This is a genomic window from Janthinobacterium sp. BJB304 (assembly GCF_002735765.1).
Classification (GTDB): Bacteria; Pseudomonadota; Gammaproteobacteria; order Burkholderiales; family Burkholderiaceae_D; genus Janthinobacterium.
On record NZ_PDZN01000017.1, the window covers coordinates 141,354 to 157,432 of the forward strand.

General features: G+C 63.9%; 13 protein-coding genes. All 13 read left to right on the plus strand.

From position 1 onward, the window contains the following. The first annotated feature begins 45 nt into the window (after window positions 1-45). Window positions 46-1,248 (plus strand): 3-oxoadipyl-CoA thiolase, encoded by a 1,203-nt coding sequence (gene pcaF / locus CSQ95_RS20295; RefSeq protein WP_070220981.1) that lies wholly within the window; start codon window positions 46-48, stop codon window positions 1,246-1,248. Between the two features lie 153 nt (window positions 1,249-1,401). After that, window positions 1,402-2,697, plus strand: a complete 1,296-nt coding sequence (locus tag CSQ95_RS20300; RefSeq protein WP_070221044.1) for an MFS family transporter — start codon at window positions 1,402-1,404, stop codon at window positions 2,695-2,697. 75 nt (window positions 2,698-2,772) lie between these two features. After that, window positions 2,773-3,468: a fumarylacetoacetate hydrolase family protein gene (locus tag CSQ95_RS20305; protein WP_099410800.1), complete on the plus strand. Its 696-nt coding sequence runs from the start codon at window positions 2,773-2,775 to the stop codon at window positions 3,466-3,468. A gap of 18 nt (window positions 3,469-3,486) precedes the next feature. Further along, window positions 3,487-3,810 carry a thioredoxin family protein gene (locus CSQ95_RS20310; RefSeq protein ID WP_099410801.1) on the plus strand — a complete coding sequence of 108 codons (324 nt, stop codon included), beginning with the start codon at window positions 3,487-3,489 and terminating at the stop codon, window positions 3,808-3,810. Window positions 3,811-4,398: 588 nt separating this feature from the next. Beyond that, window positions 4,399-5,685 (plus strand): MFS transporter, encoded by a 1,287-nt coding sequence (locus CSQ95_RS20315; RefSeq protein WP_070290424.1) that lies wholly within the window; start codon window positions 4,399-4,401, stop codon window positions 5,683-5,685. A gap of 247 nt (window positions 5,686-5,932) precedes the next feature. Beyond that, window positions 5,933-6,952 carry an ABC transporter substrate-binding protein gene (locus CSQ95_RS20320; protein ID WP_099410802.1) on the plus strand — a complete coding sequence of 340 codons (1,020 nt, stop codon included), beginning with the start codon at window positions 5,933-5,935 and terminating at the stop codon, window positions 6,950-6,952. A gap of 202 nt (window positions 6,953-7,154) precedes the next feature. Then, window positions 7,155-9,329 (plus strand): iron ABC transporter permease, encoded by a 2,175-nt coding sequence (locus tag CSQ95_RS20325; protein ID WP_257218118.1) that lies wholly within the window; start codon window positions 7,155-7,157, stop codon window positions 9,327-9,329. After that, a complete protein-coding gene (locus CSQ95_RS20330; protein ID WP_099410804.1) occupies window positions 9,326-10,411 on the plus strand; it encodes an ABC transporter ATP-binding protein in 1,086 nt (361 codons plus the stop codon). Before CSQ95_RS20325 ends, CSQ95_RS20330 begins: the two co-directional genes overlap by 4 nt. Next, on the plus strand, window positions 10,408-11,241 hold the full coding sequence (locus CSQ95_RS20335; RefSeq protein WP_076573113.1) for an inositol monophosphatase family protein: 834 nt from the start codon (window positions 10,408-10,410) through the stop codon (window positions 11,239-11,241). Before CSQ95_RS20330 ends, CSQ95_RS20335 begins: the two co-directional genes overlap by 4 nt. 111 nt (window positions 11,242-11,352) lie before the next feature. Continuing rightward, window positions 11,353-12,453, plus strand: a complete 1,101-nt coding sequence (locus tag CSQ95_RS20340; RefSeq protein ID WP_083287339.1) for a porin — start codon at window positions 11,353-11,355, stop codon at window positions 12,451-12,453. Between the two features lie 70 nt (window positions 12,454-12,523). Then, window positions 12,524-13,513, plus strand: a complete 990-nt coding sequence (iolG, locus tag CSQ95_RS20345; RefSeq protein WP_099410815.1) for an inositol 2-dehydrogenase — start codon at window positions 12,524-12,526, stop codon at window positions 13,511-13,513. Window positions 13,514-13,525: 12 nt separating this feature from the next. Continuing rightward, window positions 13,526-15,472, plus strand: a complete 1,947-nt coding sequence (gene iolC / locus CSQ95_RS20350) for a 5-dehydro-2-deoxygluconokinase (RefSeq protein ID WP_099410805.1) — start codon at window positions 13,526-13,528, stop codon at window positions 15,470-15,472. Next, window positions 15,469-16,079, plus strand: a 611-nt coding sequence (locus tag CSQ95_RS20355; protein ID WP_257218119.1) for a thiamine pyrophosphate-binding protein, incomplete at its 3' end; no start/stop codon positions are given. The genes iolC and CSQ95_RS20355, both read left to right, overlap by 4 nt.

The window sequence follows — 16,079 nt, forward strand, 5'->3', positions numbered from 1 at the left end:
GCGCTTGCGCACTAACCCGACCTACATTTCTTGGAGGAAAAAAATATGACTGCAGCGTTTATCTGCGATGCCCAGCGCACCCCATTCGGCCGCTACGGCGGCGGCCTGTCCGGCGTGCGCACCGACGACTTGGGCGCCGTGCCCATCCGCGCCTTGATGGCGCGCAACCCGAACGTGGACTGGACGGCCGTCACGGACGTGCTGTACGGCTGCGCCAACCAGGCGGGCGAGGACAATCGCAACGTGGCGCGTATGGCCGCCTTGCTGGCGGGATTGCCCGACAGCGTACCGGGCGCCACCCTGAACCGCCTGTGCGGCTCGGGCCTGGATGCCATCGGCAGCGCCGCCCGTTTCATCAAGAGCGGCGAAGCGGGCTTGCTGGTCGCCGGCGGCGTGGAAAGCATGAGCCGCGCGCCGTTCGTCATGGGCAAGGCGGACAGCGCCTTTTCGCGCGGCATGAAAATGGAAGACACGACCATCGGCTGGCGCTTCATCAACCCCTTGATGAAGGCGCAGTACGGCGTCGATTCGATGCCGGAGACGGCGGAAAACGTGGCGTCCGACTTCGGCATCAGCCGCGCTGACCAGGATGCGTTTGCCCTGGCCAGCCAGGTAAAAGCCCTGGCGGCGCAGCAGGCGGGCATGTTCGACAGCGAAATCTGTCCCGTCAGCATCGCGCAGAAGAAGGGCGAACCCGTCGTCGTCGCCCGCGACGAGCATCCGCGCGCCACCACCCTCGATACCTTGGCCAAGCTGAAACCCGTCGTGCGCGCGGACGGCACGATCACGGCCGGCAACGCGTCGGGCGTCAACGATGGCGCGGCGGCCCTGCTGCTGGCCGACGAGGCGAACGCGGCCCGCTTTGGCCTGACGCCGCGCGCCCGCGTGGTGGCCATGGCGACGGCCGGCGTGGCGCCCCGTATCATGGGCATCGGCCCCGCGCCCGCCACCCTGAAAGTGCTGGCCATGACGGGCTTGAGCCTGGCCGATTTCGACGTCATCGAATTGAACGAAGCATTTGCCGCCCAGGGCCTGGCCGTGCTGCGCCAGCTGGGTCTGCGCGACGACGATCCGCGCGTCAACCCGAACGGCGGCGCCATCGCCCTCGGTCACCCGCTGGGCGCGTCCGGTGCGCGCCTGGCCATGACGGCCGTCAACCAGCTGCACCGCACGGGCGGGCGCTATGCGCTCTGTACGATGTGCATCGGCGTGGGCCAGGGCATCGCGCTGGTGCTGGAACGGGTCTGATTCCATGCGGCCGCAGGCGAAAAATAGTTACCGGCGATACGTATTAACCCGTATGCCGGACGGCTTTTTGACCCTGATCAAGGGCGTATGATGCAAAACCAGCCCGGGCAACCCGGCTGGCGTTGGCTTTTTCACACGAACAAGAAGATTGATATGACATCCCACGATACTCCGCATGACGTTGCGCAGCTGACTTCCCAGCAGCGCATCAAGGCCATCATTGGCGCTTCTTCCGGTAACCTGGTCGAATGGTTCGACTTCTACATTTACTCGTTCTGCGCGCTGTATTTCTCGCACGCCTTCTTCCCTTCCGGTAACTCGACCACGCAGCTGCTGCAGACGGCCGGCATCTTTGCCGCCGGCTTCCTGATGCGCCCCGTGGGCGGCTGGCTGTTCGGCCGCATCGCCGACAAGTACGGCCGCCGCCAGTCGATGATGATTTCCGTGCTGATGATGTGCGGCGGCTCCTTGATGATCGCCGTCATGCCCACGTATGACACCATCGGCGCCTTCGCGCCGTTCCTGCTGCTCGTGGCGCGCCTGTTCCAGGGCCTGTCCGTGGGCGGCGAATACGGCACCAGCGCCACCTACATGAGCGAAGTGTCGGAATCGGGCAAGCGCGGCTTCTTCGCCTCGTTCCAGTACGTGACCCTGATCGGCGGCCAATTGCTGGCCTTGCTGGTGCTGGTGGTCTTGCAGCAACTCCTGACCCTGGAAGAATTGCGCGCCTGGGGCTGGCGCATCCCGTTCGTGTTTGGCGCCCTGGCGGCCCTCGTCTCGCTGAACCTGCGTAAATCCCTGACGGAAACGACCACCGCCAGCGAGCGCAAGGACAAGGACGCGGGCAGCCTGCGCGGTTTGCTCAAGCATAAGCGCGCCTTCATCACGGTACTCGGCTTTACGGCCGGCGGCTCGCTCGTGTTCTACACGTTTACCACCTACATGCAGAAATACCTGGTCAACACGGCCGGCATGGATACCAAGACGGCCAGCGCCGTCATGACCTGCGCGCTGTTGGTGTACATGATTCTGCAACCGGTGTTCGGCGCCTTGTCCGACCGCATCGGCCGCCGCACCTCGATGCTGTTCTTCGGCGGCCTGGCCACCCTGTGCGTGTTGCCGATCATGCATGCCTTGAAGGATATTTCCAGCCCGTACGCGGCGTTTGGCCTGATCATCATCGCGCTGGCCATCATCAGCTTCTACACGTCGATCAGCGGCCTGATCAAGGCGGAAATGTTCCCCGTCGAAGTGCGCGCGCTGGGCGTGGGCCTGTCGTATGCGGTCGCCAACGCGATGTTCGGCGGCTCGGCTGAATACGTGGCGCTGCAGTTCAAGGCCTGGCACGTGGAAGAGTATTTCTATTGGTACGTGACCGTCATGTGCCTGATTTCCTTCATCGTCGCCATCCGTATGCCGGACCCGAGCCGCTCGGGACTGCTGAAGTAACGTTGTCGTAAAATGGGGGACACTGCGGTGTCCCTTTTTCATTGCCGCCTTTTATCGTGCCGATCAGGAGTTTTCATGTCGTATGTCATTCCCGCACCGATCCAGCCCAGCGTTCCCGTCACGGGCAGCGTTGATACTTTCCCCGTCCACCGCATCTATTGCGTGGGCCGCAACTATGTCGAGCACGCCAAGGAAATGGGCCACACGGGCCGCGAGGCGCCGTTTTTCTTCATGAAGCCAAGCGACGCCGTGCTGCCTGTGCCTGCCGGCACGACGGGCGAGCTGCCGTATCCGGCGCAGACGCAGGATTTCCAGCACGAGATGGAACTGGTGGTGGCCATCGGCAAGGGCGGCAGCGATATCGGCGCGGCCGATGCGCTGAGCCACGTGTGGGGTTATGCGATCGGCCTCGACATGACGCGTCGCGACGTGCAGGGCGCAGCAAAAAAACTGGGCCGTCCGTGGGAGACGGGCAAGGCCTTCGAACACTCGGCGCCCATCAGCCCCATCACGCCGGCCGCGCAGGCGGGTGACGTCCAGCATGCCGCCATCACCCTGCACGTGAATGGCGAGCCGCGTCAAAGCAGCAGCATCGACATGCTGATCTGGAACGTGGCCGAAACCATCGCCGACCTGTCGACCTATTTCACCTTGCAACCGGGCGACCTGATCTACACGGGTACGCCGGCCGGCGTGGCGGCCGTGCAGCGCGGCGATGAGCTGGTGGGCGCCATCGATGGCCTGGGCGAACTGCGCGTGAAAGTGGTCTGAGCGGACAAGGAGGGCGGCATGATGAGCGACACATATTCCGTAGCACAACCGACGCGCGCCGAGATCGACGCGCTGGCGGGTCCGGCCCTGCTGGAATTCGGCACGGGCTGGTGCGGCCACTGCCGCGCCACCGAGGCGCCGCTGGCCGCCGCGTTGGCGCAGCGCCCCGGGGTAGCGCATATTCGCGTGGAAGACGGCCCCGGCCGCGCGCTGGGGCGCTCATTCCGCGTGAAACTGTGGCCGACCCTGATTTTCTTGAAAGATGGCCAGGAAGTGGCGCGCCTCGTGCGTCCGCTCGACAGCCGCGAGATCGAGCAGACTTTTGCATTGATCGATGCGTAGGTCAGCATAGGTGGGCGTAGGTCGGCGTAGGTCGGCTTAGCGCAGCGTAAGCCGACACCGCCGCAAGGCATGCTCCATCACAACTTCTTGCCGCACCGCAGCACTGCGCGTATGATAAGCCGCTTACAGCAAGATCAACCGCATCCTTCGTGATGCAGCGCGATCATCGCCGGCCCGCTCCACCCGGAGGGGCCGCAGGCAAGGATTCACCACAAATGACCGATGCCGCGATGCCGACGCGCGGGTCTGGTACGGAATGCCTGGCGATACGCCGGGCCTGATACACGTCGCCCATCCCCTGACGCCTTTCCTGCCGTGCCCCGGGTAACCGGATGGCGCACGACCGTTGTTTCTCTAAATCAGCACTGATCACGGCGCGTTAGCGCGCGTTGGTACACCGTTGTCTGCCGTTAACAACGGCGTGTTGCGGAGTGGAATCTGTTTGCGAATTTAATAGCAATTTCGCAGCAAATACGCCCGCGCACAGCTATGATATGTGAACCGCGCGCCTAGACAACGTGCTGTGCTGCTGCCTGAAAAAACATCCAGAGAATGGCCTTTAGACACCCTCCCCAAGGAGCGCAGTAAATGAGCACCCCCCCTAAGAAAAATTCCCCCGGCACGGTGCTGTTCGCCAGCCTGATCGGCACCACCATCGAGTTCTTTGACTTTTATATCTACGCCACCGCCGCCGTGCTGGTGTTCCCGAAACTGTTCTTCCCCGCCGGCGACCCGTCGGCCGCCGTGCTGCAATCGCTGGCCACGTTCGCCATCGCCTTCTTCGCCCGCCCCATCGGTTCGGCCGTGTTCGGCCACTTCGGCGACCGCATCGGCCGCAAGGCGACCCTCGTGGCGGCCTTGCTGACCATGGGTATCTCCACCGTCATCATCGGCTTGCTGCCGACGTATGCCGCCATCGGCACCCTGGCGCCGCTGCTGCTGGCGCTGTGCCGTTTCGGCCAGGGCCTGGGCCTGGGCGGCGAGTGGGGCGGCGCGGTGCTGCTGGCGACGGAAAACGCGCCACCGGGCAAACGCGCCTGGTACGGCATGTTCCCGCAGCTGGGCGCGCCGATCGGCTTCTTCCTGTCGGGCGGCATCTTCCTGCTGCTGAGCGAAACCATGACCGATGAACAGTTCTTCAGCTACGGCTGGCGCATCCCGTTCCTGGCCAGTGCGCTGCTGGTCATCGTCGGCCTGTACGTGCGCCTGAAGATCACGGAAACGCCGGACTTCCAGAAAGTCATCGACAAGAACGAAGTCGTCAAGCTGCCCGTGGCCACCGTGTTCCGCCAGCATGGCCGCATGCTGTTCCTGGGCACCATCATCGCCCTGGCCACCTTCGTGCTGTTCTACCTGATGACGGTGTTCGCGCTGAGCTGGGGCACGACCAAGCTGGGCTTCACGCGCAAGGAATTCCTCGTCGTGCAACTGTTTGCCGTGCTGTTCTTTGCCCTGACGATACCGTTTTCGGCCGTGCTGGCCGACCGCCGCGGCCGCCGCGCCACCCTGATCTGGGTTTCCGTCGCCATCGCCATCTTCGGCCTGGTGCTCGCGCCGATGTTCGGCTCGGGCGTGACGTGGGAAGTGACCGTCTTCATGGCCGTCGGCCTGGGCCTGATGGGCATGACCTACGGACCGCTGGGCACGATGTTGTCCGAGCTGTTCCCGCCCGAAGTGCGCTACACGGGCGCTTCGCTCACGTTCAACCTGGCCGGCATCCTCGGTGCCTCGCTGGCGCCGTACATCGCCACCTGGCTGGCCACCAACTATGGTCTGCAATACGTGGGTTATTACCTGTCGCTGGCGGCCGTGCTGACCCTGGGCGCGCTGCTGATGGTGGGCAAGCCGCGCGCGGGCAAGGAAGCCTGGCAGTAACACGCCTCTGATCCCGGAGCACCCGAAAGCCGCCAGCTGCAACCAGCTGGCGGCTTTTTTTGTCGGTAAAACGCCACGCCGCACGCCTGCCGAGATTCTTGTTGACAGTCAAAATCGGCTGGTGGTAAGGTGTGCACACGTGTGCAATACAGTGCAAGGCCTTAAAAAGCACATCCCGGGACAGTGACACCGCAAGATAGCGGTGCGGTCTGAAGTACCACAACGATAACGAACTTGGAGTGAGACGATGAAGATGCGCAATGTTGCGATTGCTATAAGCCTGGCCCTGCCGATGACGGCCATGGCCGCCGAGGAACGCCTGTCCGTGCTGTGCTCGGCCGACATGGAATGGTGCCAGCTGATGAAGAACCGCTTCGAGGCGGAAAGCAAGATCAAGGTATCGATGATCAGGAAGAGCGCCGGGGAAGCCTACGCGAAGATCCGCGCCGAAGCGTCGAACCCGAAATCGGACATCTGGTGGGGCGGCACGGGCGACCCGCACCTGCAGGCCGCCGCCGAAGGCTATACGGAAGAATACAAGTCGCCCACCCTGCCCAAGCTGCAGCCGTGGGCGCTCAAGCAGGCCGAGACGGCCAAGTACCGCACCGTCGGCATCTACATCGGCATCCTGGGCCTGGCCTACAACGAAAACGTGCTGAAGAAGAAAAACCTGCCGCCGCCCCAGTGCTGGAAAGACCTCGTCAAGCCCGCCTACAAGGGCGAGATCGAGATGGCCAACCCGAACTCCTCGGGCGCCGCCTACAACGCGCTGGCCACCGTGGTGCAGCTGTTCGGCGAAGAGGAAGCCTTCGATTTCCTGGCGAAAATGGGCCAGAACGTCAGCAAGTATCCGAACGCGGGCGTGGCGCCGGGCGAGGACGTGGGCCGCGGCGAAGCTGGCGTGGCCATCGGCTTCATGCATGACCTGATGAAACTGACCGTGGCCGGCTTCCCCGTGAAGGTCTTGCCGCCCTGCGAAGGCACGGGCTACGAGATCGGCTCGATGAGCATCGTCAAGGGCGCGAAAAACATGGAACAGGCAAAGAAATTCTATGAATTCGCCCTGCGTCCCGACGTGCAGAGCGAAGCCGTCAAGGCGCTGGCTTTCCAGATTCCGTCCAACGCGGCCGCCACCATTCCCGCCGCCTCGCCGCGCCTGGAAAACATCAAGACCATCAACTACGACTTCGCCAAGTATGGCGCGTCGGACACGCGCAAGCGCTTATTACAACGCTGGACTACACAGATTTATTCTGCCGGCAATTAACGCGCGCCAAAACTTACTGCGCGTCGCGATTTGCAGCCTGCGATGCTCACTGTGCTAGCGCACAGCTGCGCGTCTCGGCCGCAACTCACTGCCGCTCGCTACAGTTTTGGCAGGCGTTAAACCTATATCAATTGTTCAAAACGTCTGGAAACAGAGCGCACCGCGCAACAGAATTTCAGACGTTCATAGTTGGATGAAACTCATGAAAAAGATATTTTACGGCTGGCTGCTGGCCGCTTTGGCAGCGTTGTGCCTGTTGCCCTGGCAGCAGCAGGAAGCGGGACTGTTCGCCGGCGAATGGCTGCGCGACGGCCAGTTCTTCAGTGAACGTGGCGCACCGGCCGTGTTGCACGTGCTGTCGTTCGGCGCCTGGCCGCTGGGCGTGTTCTTTGCCCTGATCGCCGCCAGCGCCGCGCTGGTGGCTGGCAATCCCCACCGCAAGACCCTGGGCCTGGGCCAGATCGCCCTCGGCGGCGCCGGCCTGCTGTGGCTGGCATGGCTGGGCTGGGGGCCGTTGGCCGCCGGCACCGGCCTTGGTTTCGGCGCGCTGCTGCTGGCGCTGTGCCTGCTGTTCCTGCTCACGTCGGGCGCCGCCGCCTGCGGCGTGTGCCGCGGCGACGCCTTCGTGGCCGGCGCCATCGGCCTCATCATCTGCCTCATTTCCCTGTTCGTGCTGTTCCCCGTCGCGCTGATCCTGGTGAGCGCCGGCCAGCCCATGGATGATGGCGGCACGGGCGCCGCCGCCCTGGCGCGCCGCCTGGCGGACCCCGGCATCTGGAGCCTCAATTGCGTGGCCGGTCCCGGCCGCTGCGGCGTGGCCTGGAACACCCTGGCGCTGGCCTTGCTGACGGGCGTGTCGGCCACCTTCCTCGGTCTCGTCTTTGCCCTGCTGGTGACGCGCACGAATGGCCGCTGGGTACGCCCCATGCGCGCCATCACCATCTTGCCAATCGTCACGCCGCCGTTCGTGCTGGGCCTGGCCCTGATCTTGCTGTTCGGCCGCAACGGCGCCATCACGGGCCTCGTCGGCGACCTGTTTGGCATCGAACAAAGCCGCTGGCTGTACGGCATGACGGGCGTGTGGCTGTCGCAGATGCTGGCCTTTGCGCCGATCGCCTTCATGACGTTGATCGGCGTGGTCGAGGGCGTCAGCCCCTCGCTGGAGGAAGCGTCGGGTACCCTGGGCGCGAGCAGCTGGCAAACCTTCGTCAAGGTCTCCTTGCCGCTGATGCGTCCCGGCATCGCCAATGCCTTCCTGTTGTGCTTTATCGAAAGCATGGCCGACTTCGGCAACCCGATGGTCTTGGGCGGCAACTTCCACGTGCTGTCGACGGAAATCTTCTTTTCCGTGGTGGGCGCCTCGAACGACCAGGGCCGCGCGGCGACTTTGGCCATCGTGCTGCTGACGTTTGCCGTGGGCGCTTTCTTCATCCAGAACCTGTGGCTGGGCAAGAAATCGTATGTGACGGTGACGGGCAAGGCCGACCACGGCGGCCACGCCTCGCTCAACGCGCGCCTGAAAACCACCCTGTGGACCATCGCCCTGCCATGGTTCGCCTTCACGGCCCTGATCTACGGCACCGTGGTGGCGGGCGGCTTCGTGAACAACTGGGGCCAGGACAATGCCTTCACCTTGCGCCATTACATCGACGCCTTCGGCATCACGGCGGGCGCTTCCGGCTGGCACTGGACGGGCCAGGCCTGGCCGTCGCTGTTCACCACCTTGACGATTTCGGCCATCGCCGCGCCCTTGACGGCCTTTGTCGGCATCCTGTCGGCCTGGCTGCTGGTGCGCCAGCAATTCGCCCTGAAGAGCGCGTTCGAGTTCGGCACCATGCTCAGCTTTGCCATTCCCGGCACCGTCATCGGCATCAGCTACATCCTGGCGTTCAACTCGGCGCCGATCGAATTGACGGGCACGGCGACGATTCTGATCCTGTGCTTTGTCTTCCGCAACATGCCGATGGGATTGCGCACGGGCATCGCCGCCATGCGCCAGCTCGACGGCAGCCTGGACGAGGCGTCGATCACCCTGGGCGCCAGCAGCTGGACCACCATGCGCAAGGTCATCCTGCCGCTGCTGCGCCCGGCCATCGCCTCGGCCCTCGTGTATGGCTTCGTGCGTTCGATCACGTCGATCTCGGCCGTCGTCTTTCTCGTCAGCGCCGATTACGACATGGCCACGTCCTACATCATCGGCCTGGTGTCGAACGGTAACTACGGCACGGCGATCGCCTATGCCACGGTGCTGATCGTCATCATCCTGCTGTGCATCCAATTGATCCATTTGCTGGTCGGCAAGCGCCGCCTTCGCCGCGTCAGCGCCGAAAAAACGCTGCCGGCCGCCGTTCCCAACCTGGAAAAGAGCTACGCATGAACCACTTTACTACCCAAGCAACAGAGCTTGCAGCGCTGGAATTCGACGGTGTTACCAAGCGCTACGGCAAGGCCCTGGCCGTGAACGATGTGTCGTTCACGATCGCGCCGCGCACCATGGTCACCCTGCTGGGTCCCAGCGGCTGCGGCAAGACGTCCACCCTGCGCCTGATCGCGGGCCTGGAACGCGTCAGCGCCGGGCGCATCCTGCTGGCCGGCGAGGACGTCACCTTGACTTCCGCCGCCGAGCGCGACGTCAGCATGGTGTTCCAGTCGTATGCGCTGTTCCCCCACATGACGGTGCTCGACAACGTGTGCTACGGCTTGACCGTCTCGGGCGAGACCAAGCCGCGCGCCATCGAACGGGCGCAGGAAAGCCTGCGCCTGGTGGGCCTGGCCGACTTTGCCGCGCGTTTCCCGAATGAGTTGTCGGGCGGCCAGCAGCAGAGGGTGGCCGTGGCCCGTTCGCTGGTGCTGCAGCCCAAGGTCTTGCTGCTGGACGAGCCGCTGTCGAACCTCGACACGAAACTGCGCCGCCGCGTGCGCGACGAGATCCGCGACATCCAGGTCAAGCTGGGCTTGACGGCTGTGTACGTCACGCATGACCAGGAAGAGGCGCTGGCCATTTCCGACCAGATCATCGTCATGAACCGCCAGGTGATTGCGCAAAAGGGCACGCCGCACGAGCTGTTCGAGTCGCCGGCCGACAAGTTCGTCGCCGACTTCATCTGCAACGCGAACATCGTCGATGGCGTGATCGAATCGGTGGCCGACGGCAAGGCCGTCTGCGTCATGGGCAAGCTGCGGCTGCGCCTGCCATGCCGCAGCCAGCGCAGCGGCGAAGCGAGTTTCGCCGTGCGTCCGGAAGCGATCCTGCTGTCGCCCGCGCAGCCCGACAGCGCCATGGTGGTGCGCGTGGCGCGCGCCACTTACCTGGGACGCGAAATGCAATACACGCTCGACACGCCCGTCGGCGAACTGTTTGCCGTCTCGCACGACTTGAGCCAGGTTTTCACGCAAGGCACATCGGTCGCCATGACCGTACACGAACATGGCGCAGCCATCATTGGAGGACAAGCATGACAGATATGACACAGGCAGCGGTACTGGCCGACGCGGCGACCCTGGAACGCTATGCCTACGCCCGGCACATCATCGGCCAGGCGGGCGAGATCGCGCTGGGCATGTTCCAGCGCCGCACGGAACTGGTGATCGAGGAAAAGGGCTTGCAGGACATGGTCAGCATCGCCGACCGCATGGTCGAGGATTTCCTGCGCGCGCAGATCGCCGAGCGCTTCCCGGAAGACGCCGTGGTGGGCGAGGAGCGGGGCGGCGGCGCGTCCGACGCGCGCTGCGTATGGGTCATCGATCCCATCGACGGCACGGCCTGTTTCGTCAACGGCATGCTGGCCTGGTGCGTGTCGATCGGCGTGCTGGTCGACGGCCAGCCCGCCATCGGCGCCGTATACGACCCGAATGCGGACGAGCTGTTCCACGCCTGCCTGGGGCAAGGCGCGCATGTGACGGCGAAGGCGGGCGAAACGCGGCTGCGCATCAACGACGTGGCCAGCCTGCAGGGCGGCGTGCTGGGCGTGGGCTTTTCGCACCGCGTGGGCACCGATACCTTTTTGCCCTTCCTGCTCGACGTGCTGGAAGAGGGCGGCATGTTCATCCGCAACGGTTCCGGCGCGCTGATGATCGCCTACGTGGCGGCCGGGCGCCTGATCGGCTATTTCGAGCCGCACATCAATTCCTGGGATTGCCTGGCGGGCATCGTGCTCGTCAACGAAGCGGGCGGGCGCTGCAATGATTTCCTGGCCGATAACGGTCTGGAAAAGGGCAACCCCATCCTGGTGGGCGGCCCCCGCTTGTATCCGCAACTGGCGGCGCTGGCCTTGCCGCGCTGTACCTGAACACATTGACTGGAAAGGGAGGGCAGGCGTCCGGCGAGGGACGCATGTAGTGGCAACACGCTGTTGAGCATCATGAGTAATCCACCACCATAAAAACAAGCAGGAGACAAAATGAAAAACGGGATGAAAAAGAGCACCATGCAGTTGAACAAGATCGCCGCCGTATTGTTGCTGGTCGCACCAGGTTGCGTGCTGGCCGAATCGAGCGTCGTCGTGTACGGCCGCATCCACGCGGGCTTCGACCGTATCGAAACGTCGAGCTCGGCCACGGCGCCGAATGGCGAGTCGGTATCGCGCGTATCGGACAATTCCTCGAAGATCGGCTTCCGTGGACGCGAAGACTTGGGCAATGGCAACACGGCCTTCTTCCAGATCGAGGGCAATGCCAAGCTCGACGATGGCACGGGCGCCATCAATAGCAAGGATACCTTTGTCGGGCTGGAAAACCCCGCCTATGGCCGCATCGCGCTGGGCCGCTTCGCCACGCCGATCCGCCAGATCAACGGCTACACCAACCGTTTCGTGGGCGAAGGCATCCAGGATGACGCCAACATTTCGCAGCTGGGCGGCGAAGGCTTCAACCGCCGCAGTTCGAACGCCGTCAGCTATCGCACGCCCGTGGTACAGGGATTCAGCGCCACGATTTACCGCGCCAGCGAAAACGAGGCATCGAACGGCGACCGCATCTATTCGGGCATCGTGCAATACGCAAACGGTCCCGTGAAGGGCGCCGTCGGCTATGAAAAGCACAAGGACTTGCGTCCCGGCTTCAGCGAAAAGATGTTCCGCGCCGTGGGCAATTACAACTTCGGCGGCGGCGACGTGGGCGTGGCCTGGAACCGCATGGTGTATGACGTGGCCGGCGGCGACTTGCAGCGCGACTACTTCACCATCACGGGCGCCTACAAGGCGGGCGGCGGTGCCTTCATCGGCCGTTTCGGCGTGGCAGGTGACGTGTCGGGCAGCGCGCCCAACGGCAGCAGCGTGACCATCAAGGCCACCACTCTGGTGCGCGGCGACGACAGCGGCGCCAAGCAGGCGACTTTGGGCTACGAGTATTACTTGTCCAAGCGCAGCACCGTGTATGCCTACTACACGCAAACGAATAACGACAAGAACGCCAACTACACGTTTGGCGGCAATGCCTTCGCCGCCACCAAGAAGGGTGCCAAGCTCAGCGGCGTAATGCTGGGCGTCATCCACCTGTTTTAACTTTTTTAGCCCGGATTTGCACACGTGTGCATTTCCGGGTCAAGCGATACCGACTATCAAGGAGATGGAAATGATTCAAGTGGCATTGTTCGGCGCCGGGCGCATCGGCCGCATTCACGCCGGCAATCTGGTACGCCAGCCCGGCGTGCGCCTGAAATACGTGGTCGACGTGCATGCGGGCGCGGCGGCGGAAGTGGCGGCCCTGCATGGCGCCAGCGTCGCCAGCGTGGAGGCGGTACTGGCCGATTCCGAAGTCAAAGCCGTGCTGATCGCGTCGAGCACGGATACGCATGCGGACCTGATCGTGCGCGCGGCCGCCGCAGGCAAGGCCATCTTTTGCGAAAAACCCGTCGACCTGACCCTGGAACGCGCGCGCGCCGCCGCCGCTGCCGTCAAGGACGCGGGCGTGCTGTGCATGATCGGCTTCCAGCGCCGCTACGACCCCACGTTTGCCGCTGTGAAAAGTCGCATCGCGGCAGGCGAAATCGGCACGCCGGAGTTGCTCATCGTCACCAGCCGCGATCCGGGTCCGCCGCCCGTCAGCTATATTCAGGTCTCCGGCGGCATCTTCAAGGATATGCTGATCCACGATTTCGACATCTTCCGCTGGATACTCGACGATGAAGCCGTCAGCGTGCACGCCACGGGCAGTTGCCTCGTCGATCCGGCCATTGGCGCGGCGGGCGATCTCGACTGCACGGCCGTCACCATTCGCACGGCGAAGGGACGCTTGTGCCAGATCAACACGACGCGCCGCGCCGCCTACGGCTACGACCAGCGTTTCGAAGTGCTGGGCAGCGCCGGCATGCTGCAGGCAGGCAACCACAAGCCGACGGAAGTGACGGCCTATGGTGCCGTCAACGTCAGCGTGGACAAGCCGGAAGACTTTTTCCTGGAACGCTACCGCGCCGCCTACGCCAGCGAAATGGCGCACTTTTTCGACGCCTTTGCCCATGGCGCAGCGCTGCGCACCACCGTCCACGATGGCTTGAAAGCCCTGGAACTGGCCGAAGCGGCCACCGTGTCGTGGCGCGAGCAGCGCATCGTGCAACTGTCATAAGGAAACAATGCCATGAAGAATACGACTGAATTTGCCCAGGGCCGCGCGCTCGACGTGATCTGCCTGGGCCGCCTGGCGGTGGACCTGTACGCGCAGCAGATCGGCAGCACGCTGGAAGACGCGACGAGCTTTGCCAAATACCTGGGCGGCTCGTCGGCGAATATCGCCTTCGGCACGGCCCGGCTGGGCTTGAAATCGGCCATGCTGTCGAAAGTGGGCGACGATCACATGGGCCGTTTCCTCACCGACACCTTGGCGCAGGAGGGCTGCGACGTCAGCCATGTCGGCATCGACCGCGAACGGCTCACCGCCCTGGTGATGCTGGGCATCAAGGACAAGAACACCTTCCCGCTGATCTTTTATCGCGAAAATTGCGCCGACATGGCCATCGACGCATCGTCGGTGGATGCGGCTTTCATTGCATCGAGTAAAGCGCTGTTGATCACCGGCACGCATTTCTCGACTAGCGCCATGCACGCCGTCAGCACGCAGGCATTGCAACTGGCCCGCGCCAATAACGTGCGCACCGTGCTCGACATCGATTACCGGCCCGTGCTGTGGGGCTTGTCGGGCAAGGCGGACGGCGAAACGCGTTTCGTCTCGAACGACGGCGTGACCCGCCACTTGCAGGCCATCCTGCCGCAGTTCGACCTGATCGTCGGCACGGAAGAGGAATTCATGATCGCCGGCGGCGGCTTTGATATCATGGCGTCCCTGCGTGCCGTGCGCAAGGTGAGCAGTGCAACCCTGGTGGTCAAGCGCGGGCCGCTGGGCTGCGCCGTCATCGAGGCGGCCATTCCTGCCGGTCTCGATGAGGCATTCAACTATCAGGGCGTGCGCGTGGAAGTCTTGAACGTGCTTGGCGCGGGCGACGCTTTTCTTTCCGGTTTCCTGAAGGGCTGGCTGCGCGGCGAAGATTACGAGGCGTGCTGCCGCTATGCGAATGGCTGCGGCGCCCTGGTCGTGTCGCGCCACGGCTGCGCGCCGGCCATGCCGTCGCCCGTCGAGCTCGACTATTTCCTGGCCAATGCGGCGAAACTGACCCGTCCTGACCAGGATGCCACCCTGGCGCGCCTGCACCGCACGACGGTCGTGCGCAAGGAGTGGAACGAATTGTGCGTGTTTGCCTTCGATCACCGCACGCAATTCTTTGAGCTGGCCCAGCAGGGCGTGAGCGACGAAGCGCGGATTTCAAAGCTCAAGCAACTGTTCGTGCAAGCCGTGGGTCAGACGGAGGCGGCGCGCGGCTTGCAGGGTGGCACGGGCGTGCTGATCGATGACCGCTATGGCGTCGACGCGCTCAACGATGCCACGGGGCGCGGCTGGTGGATAGGCCGTCCCGTCGAGATGCCTGGTTCGAATCCCTTGCAGTTCGACTGGGGCCGTTCGCTGGCGTCGCGGTTGACGCAGTGGCCGAAGGAGCACGTGATCAAGTGCCTGGTGCAGCTGCATCCCGACGATACGCCGGAAAACCGGCTGGAGCAGGAAGCGCAAATCAAGGGCTTGTACGACGCGGCGCAAATCACGGGCCATGAATTGCTGCTGGAAATTATTCCTGCCAAGTCACTGCCCCAGCACGACGATACCGTGTATCGCGCGGTGAAACGCCTGTACAACCTCGGCATCTACCCCGAATGGTGGAAGCTGGAAAGCATGACAGCTGCGCAATGGCAAGCCATCGATGCCCTCGTGCACGAGCGCGATCCGTATTGCCGTGGCGTCGTCTTGCTGGGCTTGAACGCGCCCATCGCCGCCCTGGCCGCCAGTTTCGAGCAGGCCAGTGCCAGCAGCACGTGCAGGGGCTTCATGGTGGGCCGCACCATCTTCCAGGAACCGAGCCGCCGCTGGCTGGCCGGCGAACTCGATGATGCGGGCCTGATCGCCGCCGTGCGCGCCAATTTCGAACAGCTGATCAGCTTGTGGCAGCGCACGCGCAACCGCCTGGAGCGTGCGGCATGAAGACCACCACGATCCGCCTGACCATGGCGCAGGCGCTGGTGCGCTATCTGTCCGTGCTGCGCACCGAGGACGGCCAGCCTTTGTTCGGCGGCGCCTTCGCCATCTTTGGCCACGGCAACGTGGCGGGCCTGGGCGAGGCGCTGTACCAGTACCGCGAGCAATTTCCCACCTACCGCGCCCACAATGAGCAGGCGATGGCGCACTCTGCCATCGCCTATGCGAAAGCCCACATGCGCCGGCGCATGCTGGCCGTCACCAGTTCCATCGGCCCCGGCGCCACCAACCTGCTCACGGCGGCTGCCCTGGCGCACGTCAACCGCCTGCCCGTCCTGCTCCTGCCCGGCGACGTCTTCGTCTCGCGCGCGCCGGATCCCGTCTTGCAGCAGCTGGAAGATGGCACGGACGGCAGCGTCTCGGTCAACGATGCCTTCAAACCTTTATCGCGCTACTTTGACCGCATCGTCTATCCGGAGCAATTGTTGACGGCCTTGCCGCGCGCGATTGCCGCCTTGACGGACCCGGCCGCCTGCGGCCCCGTCACCTTATCGTTGCCGCAAGACGTGCAGACGATGGCGTATGACTACCCGGAAGCATTCTTTGCGCCGAG

Excerpts from the sequence above, each read along its gene's own strand:
- CSQ95_RS20335 (WP_076573113.1), top strand. The coding sequence starts at position 10,408 with ATGACAGATATGACACAGGCAGCGGTACTGGCCGACGCGGCGACCCTG.
- CSQ95_RS20305 (WP_099410800.1), top strand. The coding sequence starts at position 2,773 with ATGTCGTATGTCATTCCCGCACCGATCCAGCCCAGCGTTCCCGTCACG.
- CSQ95_RS20330 (WP_099410804.1), top strand. The coding sequence starts at position 9,326 with ATGAACCACTTTACTACCCAAGCAACAGAGCTTGCAGCGCTGGAATTC.
- iolG (WP_099410815.1), top strand. The coding sequence starts at position 12,524 with ATGATTCAAGTGGCATTGTTCGGCGCCGGGCGCATCGGCCGCATTCAC.
- CSQ95_RS20300 (WP_070221044.1), top strand. The coding sequence starts at position 1,402 with ATGACATCCCACGATACTCCGCATGACGTTGCGCAGCTGACTTCCCAG.
- CSQ95_RS20315 (WP_070290424.1), top strand. The coding sequence starts at position 4,399 with ATGAGCACCCCCCCTAAGAAAAATTCCCCCGGCACGGTGCTGTTCGCC.
- pcaF (WP_070220981.1), top strand. The coding sequence starts at position 46 with ATGACTGCAGCGTTTATCTGCGATGCCCAGCGCACCCCATTCGGCCGC.
- CSQ95_RS20340 (WP_083287339.1), top strand. The coding sequence starts at position 11,353 with ATGAAAAACGGGATGAAAAAGAGCACCATGCAGTTGAACAAGATCGCC.
- iolC (WP_099410805.1), top strand. The coding sequence starts at position 13,526 with ATGAAGAATACGACTGAATTTGCCCAGGGCCGCGCGCTCGACGTGATC.
- CSQ95_RS20310 (WP_099410801.1), top strand. The coding sequence starts at position 3,487 with ATGATGAGCGACACATATTCCGTAGCACAACCGACGCGCGCCGAGATC.
- CSQ95_RS20325 (WP_257218118.1), top strand. The coding sequence starts at position 7,155 with ATGAAAAAGATATTTTACGGCTGGCTGCTGGCCGCTTTGGCAGCGTTG.
- CSQ95_RS20320 (WP_099410802.1), top strand. The coding sequence starts at position 5,933 with ATGAAGATGCGCAATGTTGCGATTGCTATAAGCCTGGCCCTGCCGATG.